Source organism: Arthrobacter glacialis, assembly GCF_002909415.1.
In the GTDB taxonomy this organism is placed as follows: Bacteria; Actinomycetota; Actinomycetes; order Actinomycetales; family Micrococcaceae; genus Specibacter; species Specibacter glacialis.
The window spans coordinates 156,178-170,495 of the sequence record NZ_PPXB01000001.1; the positions used below are offsets into that span (position 1 = coordinate 156,178).

The following is a 14,318-nucleotide window of genomic DNA, read 5'->3' on the forward strand; positions in this document are numbered from 1 at the left end:
CCACCGAGATCGGAGAGCCGGGACGAAGGCCATGCAATCGACATCATCGTACCGCTGCACGACCCACAGTGCGCAGCCCCACAGGTCCAAGCGCGGACGTCGCAGCACCATGACGGCCACGCGCGGATCCGTGACGGCGGAGATCGCGGTGGTCCTGCCAGCCATCACAGCGCTTTTGGCGATGCTACTGCTGGGCGTATCCGCCGGCATGCTGCAGCTGCGGCTGGAAGAGGGAGCCAGGGCCGGCGCCAGGGCCCTGGCCCGCGGTGACTCTCCGGCCCTGGTTCTTGACCTCGTTTCGCGGGTGGCAGGGGAGCAGGCCAGCGTTTCTCTGAGCAGTTCCGGCGCCTACGCCACAGTCACTGTTTACGGGAAGGTGGACGGGGTTCTGTCAGGCCTGGTTCCTTGGATGCAGTCGGCCCAAGCTAGTGCCAGAGTTGAAAAGGCAGAGCCCATGGCTTTGACACAACTCATCGTGGCATCCGCGCCACTGCGGGGGACTGGAACGATGGATTCGAAAACATCATTGTGGAGGTGGGTCAAGGCGCCTCATTGCCAGTTCAGTCCAGCAGCCCTGTGCGCGGCCACCACCATTGGCCAGTGGGGTGGGCATCATGACTACGGGTGAGGAAGGCGCCGGGACTGTGTTGGCCGCGGCGCTGGCGCTGGCACTACTTTTGCTGACTGCCTTGGTGCTGTGGCTGGGCCAAGCCGCCGCCGCAGCAGGGAAGGCTGCAACAGTAGCGGATTTGGCTGCCCTCGCTGCAGCTGACGCGTACAGGGGGCTCAGCACGGGCGTTCCCTGCCAGATCGCTGCCGAAGTGTCGGCACTCCACGGCGCCACATTATTGGAATGCAGGCTCTTGGGGACTGGCTCAGTCCAGGTGAAAGTGGCCTTCCAAGCACCCCTGCCATGGCCAGCGCACGGACAGGCCAGGGCTGGGCCGCCTCCGGAGCCGGCAACCCCGTGACTGGCGGGATGAGGATCCGCTAAGGAGCGTTGTTGAGAATGACCTTGAGCAGCGAAACGGCACCGGCTTTGTCCAAGGGATTGTTTTTGTTGCCGCACTTCGGGGATTGCACACAGGACGGGCAACCGGAGGGGCATTCGCAAGCCTGAATTGCTTCCATCGTGGCCCGCAGCCAAATCCGCGCCATATCGAAGCCGCGTTCGGCGAAGCCGGCCCCGCCGGGATGCCCGTCATAGACAAAGATTGTTGGTTGACCGGTGTCGGCGTGCATGGCTGTGGATACCCCACCCACATCCCATCTGTCACTGGAGGCAACCAGCGGCAGCAGGCCTATCGCCGCGTGTTCAGCAGCATGCAGGGCACCCGGAAATTGCGGTTCCACAAGTCCGCCGGCAAGCATGGTGGCGTTATCCAGGGTAAACCAGACGGCTTTGGTGAAAAGGTCCCGTGCCTCCAGTTCGAGGGGTTCTTCACCCAGAACCTCGTTGGAGATGAGCGCCTTGCGTTGAAAGGAAACCACTTGGGTGCGCACCTGGACAGAGCCAAAGTGCATCTCGACGGGCCCCCACAGCTCATGTTTGCTTGATTCGAGCACCTCAATCTGGGTGACGTCCCTGGCCGTGGTGTAAAAGTCGGGGGTGCCCCGGCGGACAAGTGCGCAGTGCTCGGCCTCGTTGAGTTCAAGAACAACGTAATTTGTCCCTTGATGGACGTACACGGCGCCGGTGTGTGCTTGGTAGTGGGACTGCGGTGAACCCATGGTGCCCAGCAGGGCGCCAGTGTCAGCCTCAATGATGTTGATGGGGCCACCGCCGTCGTCACGAAGACTCACCATGGCGGCAGCGCTTTGGGGATGCGTCCAGAACCAGCCGGCAGGGCGCTTGCGCAAATATCCCTGAGCCACCAGCTGGTCAAGCAATGCTGGGGTGCTGGCATCGAAAATGGCCAAATCTTGGTGTGTGATGGGTAGCTCGGCAGCCGCCGCACACAGATGCGGGCCAAGCACATACGGGTTGGACGGGTCAAAGACGGTGGCCTCCACCGCCCTGTCAAAAATGGCCTCGGGGTGGTGCACCAGGAAGGTGTCCAAGGGGTCGTCGCTGGCCACGAAGGCTGCCAGCGCGTCCTGGCCCGCCCTTCCCGCTCGGCCGATTTGTTGAAAGAACGACGCCCGGGTGCCCGGCCAGCCGGCCACCAAAACAGCGTCCAAACCGGAGATGTCAATGCCCAGTTCCAAGGCCGAGGTGCTCGAAATTCCCAGCAGATCTCCGGCGCGCAAGGCCTTTTCCAGCTCCCTGCGTTCCTCCGGAAGGTAGCCGGATCGGTAGGCGGCAACACGAGAGGGGAGGCTGACGTCCACGTCGTCCAGGAGCCGTTTGGTCACCGTGGAGATTGTTTCGGCGCCCCGCCGCGACTTGATGAAGGCGATGGTGCGCACGTGTGAGGAGACAAGGTTGGCCAGCAAATCCGATGTTTCGGCAATGGCTGTACGCCGGGACTTGGCCCCGTTTTCGCCGGCAAAATCAGTCAGCTCCGGCTCCCACAGGGCCACAGTGGTGGCTCCGTGCGGTGAGCAGTCTTCGGTGACGGTCGTGACAGGGGCGCCAATGAGGCGGGCAAAAGAGGTGCCGGGATCAGCCGAGGTGGCTGAGGCGCCAATGAAAGTGGGGGAGGACCCATAATGGGCGCAGATGCGGCGCAACCGCCGCAGCAATACCGCAACATGGGAGCCAAAAACGCCTCGATAGCTATGGGCCTCATCGATGATGACGAACTGCAGGCGCTTGAAGAAGCGGGCCCACCAGGTGTGGTTGGGCAACACACCAAAATGGAGCATGTCAGGGTTGCACAAGATGAAATTGCTGTGATCGCGTATCCAGCGCCTGTCGGCCGGGGCCGTGTCGCCGTCGTACGTCGCTGCACGGAGGGTGGGCAGGTGCAGCGAGGTCAGTGCCGCCAGCTGGTCGGCTGCGAGAGCCTTGGTCGGTGACAGGTACAGCGCCACGGCACCCTCGGTCTCCAACAGGCCTGGGTTTGCGTTCACCCTCAACTGTGCCCTGTGGACAGCGTCTAAGGCGGGCAGCTGGTAGGCCAGGGATTTTCCTGAGGCAGTGCCGGTGGCAATAACAGTGTGCTGGCCGTCATGGGCTGCGTTGGCTCCCTGAACTTGGTGGCGCCACGGCTGGGCAACACCCAGCAATGAGTATGCGCTGACCAGGTCGGGGTGGACCCATTCCGGCCATGGCTCGTTGACGGCTTGCCGGGCCGGGATCCTGCGCACATGCTGCAGTTGGGGCGGGTTGGTTCCCCGGCCCAGAAGCGAGATCAGCGAATTGTTGGTTGACACTTCATCATTGTGCCACCGCTGGCCAGTGTGCCTCGTTGATGGGTTGGCCATGCTGCCGGGTGGCCGCGCCATGATGCGGGCAGGACATGCCGGATGAGACTCCGGCAGGGTCATGCCCGCATGGCCAGCTAGGTCATGTGGTAACAATCGATGCGTTGAAGAGCAAATGTCATGTCCACGGCGAATTCCTGTTCCTATAATTACGCTCATGATCATCTTCCTGATTCGAGCAGCAATTTACGTGGGCACCTCAGCACTGGGCCTCTTGGTTGCGGCCTGGCTGCTGCCCGATTTTGGCCTTGAATGGAGCGGATTCCTTGTGGCAGTGGTGGTTTTTGCCTTGGCCCAGTCCATCCTGACGCCCTTCATTGCCCGCATGACCAACCGCTACGTCCCTGCCGCACTGGGCGGAATTGGCCTGATTTCAACCTTGGTGGCCCTGTTGTTGGCGCAGATGTTCCCTGGCGGGCTGCACATCAGTGGATTTACCACCTGGATCATGGCGGCCCTTTTGGTCTGGGTAACCACCACCCTGGGTGCGATCTTCTTGCCCTTGATCTTTTTGAAGAAGCGGCTGGCCGGGCGTGCTGCAAGGACAACAGCTCCACTGGTTCGGCCCTAAGGCAAGCGCGCCCCCTCAAAGGGGGCGCTGAACAACCAAGTCTCAGCTCCGCGCTCAGCCCGGGGCACGCGGGCTAAGCACTGGCTGCCATCTCCAGCAGGCGCGCCTTGGGCACCAGAACCGTCACGGAGCCCAGGCTGCGCCAACCGAGCTTGTAATACAGCCGCTGCCCGTCGGTACTGGCCAGTATCAGCCCCGTGGTGACCGGATACTCCTGGGCCCTGGCGGCCAGCGTCCTGATAAGCAACATGCCGTAGCCGCGGCGCCGGTGCAGTGCATGAGTTTCCAGCTGATCAAAAACGGCATAGTCGCCAAAAATACCCACCTTCCCGGTGGCCAGAATGGTTTGCCCACGAAGAATCGCTGCGGAAAAACGGGCTTGGCATGCCGTATCGCTGTGTTTGCCACCAATTTTCTTGACCACAAGTGACAACTCGGGGTCCCCGAGGAAGGGATCCTGATTGTCCTGGGTTTCCATGGCCAGGATCATCAACTTTTCCGAGTTGGAAATCATCCCCAAACCGGCCCGATGGGCTTGTTTTACATAGCCGTGCACATCACTGCCAATGATGCACAGGGCCCGCCGGGGAGACCTGATAACTTCAGCGGCAACGGTGGCGAATGAAGCAGGATCGGGGGCGGCAACGAAGTACTCCCAGCCGCCCTTGCGGTCCAGCCGCAACGCTGCCAAGTAGCCTGGTCCAGCACTCGCCGGGTAGCTGCGCAGGGACGTCCAAGCGGTAAACCATGCAGCCAAATGTCGCTGCAGTTCCGTGGCACCATCCGTCATATGAACAGCCTATGCCCGCGGCCCGGGTGTGACGCTTAATCGGGGCCATTTGGTGGCACAAAGTAGGATTTAACATGTGTCAATGAACAAGATTGTGCTCTTTTACGGCTTTACCCCTCTTAGCGATCCAGAGGCCATCAAGCTCTGGCAGCGTGCCCTGTGCGAAAAGCTCAGCCTCAAGGGCCGGATCATCATCTCCAAGGACGGCATTAACGCCACTGTTGGAGGAGACATCAACGACCTCAAGCAGTACCTGAAAACCACCCGTGAGTACCCCGGATTCAGGAACATGGACATCAAATGGTCCGACGGCGCGGGAGACGACTTCCCCCGCCTGAGCGTAAAAGCACGCGAGGAAATAGTCAGTTTTGGCGCCCCCGGTGAACTCAAGGTCGATGAAAACGGTGTGGTGGGTGGTGGCACCCATCTCAAGCCCGAGGAGCTGCACGAACTCGTTGCGGACAAAGAGTCCAAGGGTGAAGAAGTGGTGTTCTTTGACGGACGCAACGCCTTTGAAGCCCAAATCGGCAAATTCAAGAACGCAATAGTCCCCGACGTCGACACCACCCACGACTTCATCAAGGAACTGGACTCCGGCAAGTACGACGACCTCAAGGACAAACCCGTGGTCACGTACTGCACCGGCGGCATCCGCTGCGAAGTGCTCAGCTCCCTCATGGTCAACCGCGGCTTCAAAGAGGTTTACCAGATGGATGGCGGCATTGTCCGCTACGGGGAAACCTTCAAGGACAAGGGCCTGTGGGAGGGTTCGCTCTACGTATTCGACAAGCGCATGCACATGGAATTCAGCGACGAGGCCAAGGAAATCGGCCACTGTATTCGTTGCAACAACCCCAGCAACAAGTTTGAAAACTGCTCAAACCCCAGCTGCCGCAACCTCAATCTTTACTGTGCCGACTGCGCCAGCGCCCCGGACACCCTGCAATGCCCGCAGGGCTGCACCGACTAACAAGCTCGACCGGCGGGCCGTCCGGGACTCGTTAAGCTGGGTACATGACTGATTTCGCCACCGTCCCCGACGCCCCTCGCAGCGACAAAGACGCTCTCCTTGAAGCTTTGGCCCGTGACCTCCTGGCCGTTGACTACACCGTGGATGGTGTGGCGGCGCTTCTGGGCGAGGACGCCCATCAAGCGCTGGGGCGCGACCAGACGGTGCCGGCGGCGCTGCTGCTGCGCACCAGCGCCGAGCCACTGGCCGTGGTGGTCCGGCTGTGGCTGCTGGCCCAGAGTGTTTCGCCGGAGGCGCTGACGCAGGCCCTTCCCAGCATTGATGTTGACTCCTTGGCCGCATTGGGATTGGTGGAGTCAGCGCACGATCAGGCGATGGTGCGTGCAGCCGTTGATCTGCGCCCCTATGGTTGGCCCGCAGCGACAGAGGGCGGGCAGGACACCAATCTGTGGGTGGCCAGCGATCTTGGCGCCCACCAGCGTCCCGGCGTTTTGCGCAAGGACCACGTTTTGGGTATCGGCCAGGCGTCCCTCACCCTGGCCCAGGGCACCATCCGCCGTGAGGTGGAGCGGGCATTGGATCTGGGGACGGGCTGCGGCATCCAACTTTTCCACCTGCTGCATCACGCTAAAACTGTTGTGGCGACTGACATTTCAGAACGGGCCCTGGCCTTCACCCGCTTTAACCTGGTCCTGAACGCGCCGGCGCTTGGGCTGACCAGCGCCGATTTTGACCCGGACAACAAGCAGGCGCGTGTCTCCTTGCGCTTGGGCAGTCTGCTGGACCCTGTGGCCGGTGAGCGTTTTGACCTGGTGGTTTCCAACCCGCCGTTCGTCATTACCCCGAGGCACGGAGGTGAAAACAGCAGTGATCAGTTCACCTATCGCGACGGCGGGATGGCTGGCGACGCCATTGTTGAAACATTGGTCCGGGAGCTGCCCACCGTCCTTAATCCCGGCGGCATGGCGCAGATGCTGGGCAATTGGGAGATCGTGGCGCAGGAGTCCTCCGACGGCGGAGCGGGGGCAGCGTGGTCGGCCCGCCCTGCGCAGTGGCTGGCACCGGGCACAGAGGCCTGGTTCATTCAGCGTGAACAAATCAGCCCCGGCGGCTACGCCGAAACCTGGTTGCAGGACGCCTCACAGGGCCGCGATTCGCAGGCCTACGCCGACGCTTATGAGGAGTACCTGCTCGATTTCGCCTCCCGCAACGTCACGGGGATCGGCTTCGGCTACATCTTGCTGCGCCGGCCGGCAATCGAAGAGGCAGCTGCGGAGTCCACAGCGGAAACCCGCTGTGAAGAAATTCTGTACCCGATTGAACAGCCCGTGGGGCCGCATCTGGCCGCAGCCCTGGACCGCCAGCAGTGGTTGGCGCAGCATCCGGACATTGGCAATGAGTATCTCTTGGTGGCCGAGGATGTCACGGAGGAACGCCACCAAAAGCCCGGCGCCGAACACCCCGGCGTGATCTTGCTGCGCCAGGGTGCCGGCTTGCGCCGCACCAACCTCATGAGCACCGAATTGGCGGGGTTTGTCTCGGCGTGCGACGGCGATCTGAGCGTTGGGCAAATTGTCGGCGCCCTCGCTGTGCTGCTGGAACGCGACGACGAGGAATTTGCCCGCGGCCTCAGCCACGATGTCCGCAATCTGGTCCGGGACGGATTCCTCCTGCCTGCCTAATGTGCCCCGGCCTACCCCTCTCGGCTGAGTCGGCGGTACAGCGCCGTGATTCTGGGCACCAGTGAACCGTGGCGGGCGGCGCTGCTGGGCCGCCCGCTCGCTGAGGCGCGGCCCTTCGCTGCGGCAGAATCTTGGGGCCAGAGGTCCTACAAGCCCGCTCCGATTGCCCTTGCCAGGGGAAGAACGGTGGCTGCGGTCGGGCAACAAATTTCGGACTCAGTTTCCCAAGCAATACGCGTTCACGGTAAAAATATGGTGAACTAGGCTCTTGAGGACGCCGTTCGTCCCCCTTTCCTTCCCTGTAGGAGTACCGTGCCCACCAAGGCAGCAGCAAGCAAGCCCAAGACTGGCAAAAAGCTCGTAATCGTAGAGTCCCCTGCCAAAAGCAAGACCATCGCCAAGTACCTTGGTGAGGGTTTCGTCGTCGAAGCTTCCATCGGTCATATCCGTGACTTGCCGCAGCCTTCGGAGCTTCCGGCGGAACTGAAGAAGTCCTCGATCGGCAAGTTCGCCGTCGATCTTGAGAACGATTTCAAGCCTTACTACGTCATCTCTTCGGATAAGAAGAAGAAGGTGGCCGAGCTCAAGGCGCAGCTCAAGGACGCCGATGAACTTTACCTCGCAACTGATGGGGATCGCGAGGGCGAGGCCATCGCGTGGCACCTGCTTGAGGTGCTCAAGCCCAAGGTGCCCGTGTACCGTATGACGTTTGCTGAAATCACCAAGGAATCGCTCCAGCGTGCCCTGGGCAACTTGCGCGAACTGGACACCGACCTGGTGGACGCCCAGGAAACCCGCCGCGTGGTGGACCGCTTGTTTGGTTACGAGCTGTCCCCGGTGCTGTGGCGCAAGGTTGCCCCGAAGCTTTCCGCCGGCCGTGTGCAGTCAGTGGTGACCCGCATGGTGGTGGAGCGTGAGCGTGAGCGCATGGCGTTCCGTTCGGCCAACTACTGGGACCTGGCCGGGACTTTTACCCCTGAAACGGGCGAAACCTTCAGCGCCAAGTTGGCTGCCGTGGATGGCCGCCGTGTGGCCTCGGGCCGCGACTTCAACGACAAGGGCGAGCTGACCGGCAAGAATGTCACTCACCTGGACGAGATTGCTGCCAAAGCCCTCGCCACCGCTTTGCAGGACGTGGCATTTGCCGTCCGCTCGGTGGAGCACAAGCCGTATACGCGCCGCCCCGCCCCGCCGTTTACGACGTCGACCCTTCAGCAGGAAGCCGGCCGAAAGCTGCGCTTCTCCTCCAAATCGACCATGTCAACCGCCCAGCGACTGTACGAAAACGGTTACATCACGTATATGCGTACCGATTCATCCTCGCTGAGCGATGAAGCCGTCAACGCAGCCCGGCGCCAGGCCTCGGAGCTGTACGGCCCCGAATTTGTGCCCGCGGCCAAGCGCGTTTACGCCAATAAGAGCTCCAACGCCCAGGAAGCCCACGAGGCCATCCGCCCCGCCGGTGACTCCTTCCGCACCCCAGCACAGGTGGCCAGCGCACTGCGCGGCGACGAATTCAAGCTGTACGAACTGATCTGGAAGCGAACTGTCGCCTCCCAGATGGCTGACGCCAAGGGTTCCACTGCCACCATCAAATTGGGCGCCAAGGCTGTTGGTGGCGCCGCTGACGGCCAAGACGCCGAATTCTCGGCCTCCGGTACCGTCATCACCTTTCGGGGCTTCCTGGCCGCGTATGAGGAAGGCCGGGATGAGTCCCGCAACGACTCCGATGACTCGGACCGCCGCCTGCCTAACGTCAAGGAAAACGATGCCCTGAGCGCCGCGGACGTCACGGCCAACGGCCACGACACCTCCCCGCCGCCGCGTTTCACCGAAGCGTCCCTGACCAAGGAAATGGAAGAGCGCGACATTGGCCGCCCGTCCACGTACGCCTCCACCTTGTCCACCATCATGGACCGCGGCTACGTCCGCAAACAGGGCTCGGCCCTGGTTCCGAGCTGGATTGCGTTCTCCGTGGTGCGCCTGCTGGAACTGCACTTCACCGACTACGTGGACTATGAGTTCACGGCCGGCATGGAAACGGGTCTGGATAAGATCGCCAATGGTCAGGACAAGGGTTCGGAGTGGCTCAAGCGCTTCTACTTCGGCGACGACCACGACGCAGGCCTGCAGAGCATTGTGAACAACCTGGGCGAGATTGATGCCCGCGAGATCAACTCGATGCCCATCACCGACACGTTGGTGCTGCGCGTTGGCAAGTTTGGTCCGTACTTGGAGAGCACAGTTCCCACTGTGGATCCCAAGACCGGGGAAATTATTGAGGCAGCCCGCGCCAACGTCCCCGAGGACTTGGCTCCCGACGAGCTAACGCCCGCCAAGGCGCAGGAACTCATGGACACAGCAGCACCCGAGGAACGCGTACTGGGTGTTGACCCCACCAGCGGTCACACAGTGGTTTCCAAGAACGGCCGCTACGGCGCGTACGTCACCGAAGTCATCCCGGAAATGACCGAAGAGCAGATCGCCAACCAGCCGATCGAGTACTACAAGAACGGCAAGCCGAAGCCGCCAAAGAAGCCCGTCAAGGCCAAGCCGCGCACCGGTTCCTTGTTCAAGACCATGACTGTGGACACTGTCACGCTGGATGAGGCGCTGGCCATCATGAGCCTGCCTCGCGTGCTGGGCACCGACGCCGAGGGTGTTGAGATTACGGTTCAGAACGGCCGATTTGGCCCTTACCTGAAGAAGGGTTCGGACTCCCGTTCCATCGGTACTGAGGAAGAAATTTTCACCATCACGCCGGAGCAGGCGCTGGAAATTTACTCTCAGCCCAAGCAGCGTGGCGCCCGCACGGCCGTACCGCCGCTCGCTGAGTTTGGTGAGGACCCCGTCTCCGGGAAGAACATTGTGGTCAAGGAAGGCCGCTTTGGCCCCTACATCACTGACGGTGTCACCAACATCACTGTTCCGCGTGGAACTGAGGTGGAGCAGTTGACCCGGGAAACCGCCATTGAGCTGCTCGCCGACAAGCGTGAGCGCGGGCCCGTCAAGCGAACCGCCAAGGCGCCTGCCAAGAAGCCTGCGGCGAAAGCACCGGCCAAGAAAAAGGCGCCCGCTAAAAAGTAGCTATACCGCACCATTCAACAGCCCCGAACACCACCCGGTGTTTGGGGCTGTTGGCGTTTGTCGAGGTGCATACGGTGACGCTACACTTTCGAAAATGTTTGAAAATGTGCGAATGCCTAGAAATGAGATCGGTAACATATGGATTTTCGCCAATGAGACCCGTAACATAGCTCACGTAGCCCATTCACTGTGCGCCCCATCACATCATGTGGTGGTGAGCTTCACGGCATGGCGTTGCTGCCCACCAAGACCATTCCAGCTTTCACGGGGAGATATGAAAATTCGCCATCGTACCGGCCGTAGAGCCGTTGTTGCCGCGCTAACCGCGGCCGCACTGACCCTAGCTTCCGCCGCCGTAGCATTGCCAGGCGCCAACGCAGTTGTTGCGCCCGCACTTGCCCCGGCCGTGCTGGCAGTTGCTGCACCGTCCGGAGCAGTCCCGCTGACACCGGCCGGAGCGCCGCAAACCATCCCCGGACTGACCACCTGGACATCCGCCACCGGCCAGTTCACCTTGGGGGCCGGTGCCAAGGTGATCGGTGCCGACGCCACGCTGACGGGCGAACTTGCCGCGCAGCTCACGGCCGTGCTGGGGCGCACCGTCACAACGGGCACCACCGGAGCCATTGCCGGTGATATTGAAGTCGCCGTGGATGCCAACCGCAGTGCGGTGCTGGGTGAAGAAGGCTACGAGCTCACGGTGGGCAACACCATCAAGGTCACCGGGGCCAAGGCCGCGGGCGCCTTTTACGGCGCCCAGACCATCCTGCAGCTGCTGACCCAGGGCAATACTGTCAACAAGGGCAGCTCCATTGATGTCCCGCAGTACGCCGAACGCGGCGTTGGCCTGTGCGCCTGCCAGATGAACATCTCCATGGAGTCGTTGGAACGCACCATGAAGGACATGGCCTACAACAAGCTGAACCAATTGTGGCTGGAAACCAAGCTCAAGTCCGACGCCTACCCCAAGGCGAACTTCTGGTCCTACTACACCAAGGCCGAGGCTGCGCAGATTTCCGCGTGGGCCAAAAAGTATCACATTGAGTTGGTTCTTGAAGTGAACTCTCCCGGGCACATGCGTCCGTGGCTCTACAACTACCCCGAGCTGCAGCTGGTCAACAATGGCGGGAACAAGAAGGAAAACCAGCTCGACATCAGCAAGCCCGAGGCCTTCACCATGGTCACCAAGCTGGCCGACGAGTACGCTGCAGCGTTCCCGGATCAGCCTTACTGGCACATGGGTGGCGACGAATACATGATGGGCGACAGCTACGCCAACTATCCGCAGTTTGCGGCCTTCGTTGCAGCCAACCCTGCAATCTTCCCGGCCGGTTCAGGACCCGGAGACGTGTTCATCTGGTTCATGAACAAGGTCAACGCCCACGTCAAGGCCCAGGGCAAGAAGCTGCGCATTTGGAATGACGGCGTCCCGGCGTCCAGCACCATCCCGCTGGATAAGGACATTGTGGTGGAGCACTGGTACAACGCCGGTGGCACCCCCAAGCCCCAAGCCCTGCTCGATGCCGGCCATGATGTGCAAAACTCCGCCCAGGCACTCTACTTCAACCGCCCCGGCGCCTACAACGTGAATCTGTCCAACCTGTGGAACTCAGGCTGGACCCCTAAGACCTTCGACGGCGGCACCACTGTGACCGACGTTCCCGGCAAGGGCAAGGTCATTGGCGCCAAACTTACAGCCTGGCCCGATGACACAGCCGCTGCCACCGAATCCATGGTTGAAGAGCAGCTCTTCGCCACCACCCGCTTCCTGGCCCAGGCCACGTGGGGCGGCCCCAAGCCCACAGCCGACTTCGCCAAGTTCAGCACGCTGACCAACAACCTGGGTCGTGTACCCGGCTATGACAGCTATGACAGGACTCCCGTAGGCAACGGCGGATACACGCTTTCCACAGCCGGCAAGTCAGTCAACGTCAGCGGAGCAGGCGTGAGCGTAGCTACCGCAGCCGGTGAGACCTGGATGCTTGAAGCAACCACTGACCACTACTACAAGCTGACAGCGTCCAACGGCAAGTGCCTAGCCATGGCTGGCGGGGTGCTCTGGCTCGGAGCCCCCATGCAGCAGGACCTGGCGCCGTCGTTGTCCGACTGCACCACGGCTAACCGCAACGTGAACAACCTGCAAAAGTGGGAAGTCATCAAGGTTGGCAACGGTTACAAGATCCGCAACGCCATCACCCAGATGCCGCTGAGCGTCAATGCAGCAGGAGCACTGACACAGCAGGCCGCCGACGTCCTCGCAGCCAGCGTCTTCACGCTGACAGGCGAAGTCTCCACCACCGTCACGGCTCCGGCCCGCGCAGTGGCCGGATCGCCTGCCACCATCACAGTTGCTGTGGACAACCGGACAGCCACCAACATCACAGCTGCCGTTGTCACCCCGGCGCCTCTTGCTGGCTGGACCATTTCCCCGGCGTCGTTCCCCGTGGGCGATGTTGCCGCCGGAACTGCTAAAACGGCAACGTTCACGGCAACGCCGTCGGCAGGAACAGCCTTTGGAAACTTTACTGTCTCCGCATCCACGACCTACAAGGTTGGTGCTGAATCACGCGTCAGCAACTCAAGCGCCTCAGGCTTGCTGACCTGCTCGGCTGCCCCTCTGCGCCCCGTTGGTGCAGTGGTTGACAACTTCAACAACGCCGGAGGCGAAATCACCCCCGGTTCCAACGCCATTGACGGCAACCCCAACACCTTCTGGGGAACAGCCTGGACGCCTTCCAACGCGCCCTTGCCGCACACCATCAAGGTCGACCTTGGCAAGGAGATGAGCATTTGCGCCATCAACGCACTGCCACGCCAGGGCACATCCTCGGGCGCCATCAACGGCCGCATCAAGGACTACGAGATCTACGTCAGCAATACCGCGGCTGAAGTGGGAACAAAGGTTGCCTCGGGAACCTTCGCAAATGTCTCCACCATGCAGACAGTCCTTTTGGCTGCTCCCGCCAAGGGCCAGTTCGTGACCGTCAAGGCCCTGTCCGAGCAGTCGGGCCAGCCGTGGACCTCCCTGGCTGAGTTGACTGTTGACGCGGCTGACTCGACTGTGGTTCCCACCACCGCTCCGGCGACAACGGCTCCCGCCACGACCGCTCCGGCGACAACGGCTCCCGCCACGACCGCTCCGGCGACAACGGCTCCGGCTACGACGGCTCCGGCTACGACGGCGCCGGCCACCACTGCGCCGGCAACAACGGCTCCAGCCACGACGGCTCCGGCAACAACGGCTCCAGCCACGACCGCTCCAGCCACGACGGCTCCAGCCACGACGGCTCCGGCGACAACGGCACCTGCCACCACGGCTCCTGCCACCACGGCTCCGCCGGCCTCTGTTGAGGCAGACGATGTTCAGCAGGGCCAGGCGCTAACCTTCACCGGTTCAGGCTTCCTGCCCGGCGAGAAAGTCAGCGGAACCGTTCACAGCGATCCCGTGGATCTGGGTGTGAGCGTGGCTGATGCCAGCGGCAACGTTTCCTTCACCTGGAATGTGCCAGCCAACTTCACTGTGGGCGAGCACACGGTTACGCTCAGCGGCGAAACGTCCAAGCGTGTGGTTGAGGCAGTCTTCACTGTCCTGGCCAGCGCCGCAGCAACCACCGCCACTGGTGGGGCAACGAGTTCCGCCGCTGCAACGTCGTCGGACTCTACCAAGGACGGTCTGGCCAACACAGGCACCCGCGCCACAGCTTTGTGGGGCGGCGCTGCACTGATGGCTCTGCTTGGTGCAGTTGTTCTCATGAGCAACCGACGCCGTGCGGGAATGCATAAGTAAACCGCGCAGCACCTAAAGACACAGGCCGTTCGGCGTGCAAGGCAATTCAACTATTGCTTTGC

9 protein-coding genes are annotated in these 14,318 nt (G+C 61.8%); 7 read left to right on the top strand and 2 right to left on the bottom strand.

The genetic code is table 11. The features are described from left to right. The first annotated feature begins 31 nt into the window (after positions 1 to 31). Both CVS28_RS20050 and CVS28_RS00730 read left to right on the top strand, forming a co-directional pair. Complete coding sequence (locus CVS28_RS20050) at positions 32 to 628, top strand: TadE family type IV pilus minor pilin (RefSeq protein WP_243399611.1); 597 nt, start codon at positions 32 to 34, stop codon at positions 626 to 628. Further along, entirely contained in the window at positions 615 to 971 is a 357-nt protein-coding gene (locus CVS28_RS00730) for an Rv3654c family TadE-like protein (RefSeq protein WP_103480317.1), read from the top strand. Before CVS28_RS20050 ends, CVS28_RS00730 begins: the two co-directional genes overlap by 14 nt. A gap of 19 nt (positions 972 to 990) precedes the next feature. Here CVS28_RS00730 and CVS28_RS00735 read toward each other — a convergent pair whose 3' ends face one another. Next, on the bottom strand, positions 991 to 3,318 hold the full coding sequence (locus CVS28_RS00735; protein ID WP_103463855.1) for a DEAD/DEAH box helicase: 2,328 nt from the start codon (positions 3,316 to 3,318) through the stop codon (positions 991 to 993). Positions 3,319 to 3,526: 208 nt separating this feature from the next. On the opposite strand from CVS28_RS00735, the gene CVS28_RS00740 reads away from it, so the two are divergent. Further along, the gene (locus CVS28_RS00740) at positions 3,527 to 3,940 is read left to right on the top strand and encodes a phage holin family protein (RefSeq protein ID WP_103463856.1); all 414 of its coding nucleotides are present in this window, start codon (positions 3,527 to 3,529) and stop codon (positions 3,938 to 3,940) included. A gap of 73 nt (positions 3,941 to 4,013) precedes the next feature. Here the strand turns inward: CVS28_RS00740 and CVS28_RS00745 are convergent, their stop codons facing one another. Continuing rightward, a complete protein-coding gene (locus tag CVS28_RS00745) occupies positions 4,014 to 4,730 on the bottom strand; it encodes a GNAT family N-acetyltransferase (RefSeq protein ID WP_103463857.1) in 717 nt (238 codons plus the stop codon). Between the two features lie 76 nt (positions 4,731 to 4,806). On the opposite strand from CVS28_RS00745, the gene trhO reads away from it, so the two are divergent. The 4 genes from trhO to CVS28_RS00765 all read left to right on the top strand — a co-directional run bounded on the left by trhO (position 4,807) and on the right by CVS28_RS00765 (position 14,256). Beyond that, positions 4,807 to 5,700 (top strand): oxygen-dependent tRNA uridine(34) hydroxylase TrhO, encoded by an 894-nt coding sequence (gene trhO, locus CVS28_RS00750; RefSeq protein ID WP_103463858.1) that lies wholly within the window; start codon positions 4,807 to 4,809, stop codon positions 5,698 to 5,700. A gap of 44 nt (positions 5,701 to 5,744) precedes the next feature. Continuing rightward, entirely contained in the window at positions 5,745 to 7,382 is a 1,638-nt protein-coding gene (locus CVS28_RS00755; protein ID WP_103480318.1) for a DUF7059 domain-containing protein, read from the top strand. A 312-nt stretch (positions 7,383 to 7,694) separates the two neighbouring features. Then, positions 7,695 to 10,469: a type I DNA topoisomerase gene (gene topA, locus CVS28_RS00760; protein WP_103463860.1), complete on the top strand. Its 2,775-nt coding sequence runs from the start codon at positions 7,695 to 7,697 to the stop codon at positions 10,467 to 10,469. Positions 10,470 to 10,743: 274 nt separating this feature from the next. After that, positions 10,744 to 14,256: a family 20 glycosylhydrolase gene (locus CVS28_RS00765; protein WP_165788019.1), complete on the top strand. Its 3,513-nt coding sequence runs from the start codon at positions 10,744 to 10,746 to the stop codon at positions 14,254 to 14,256. The last annotated feature ends 62 nt before the right edge of the window (positions 14,257 to 14,318 follow it).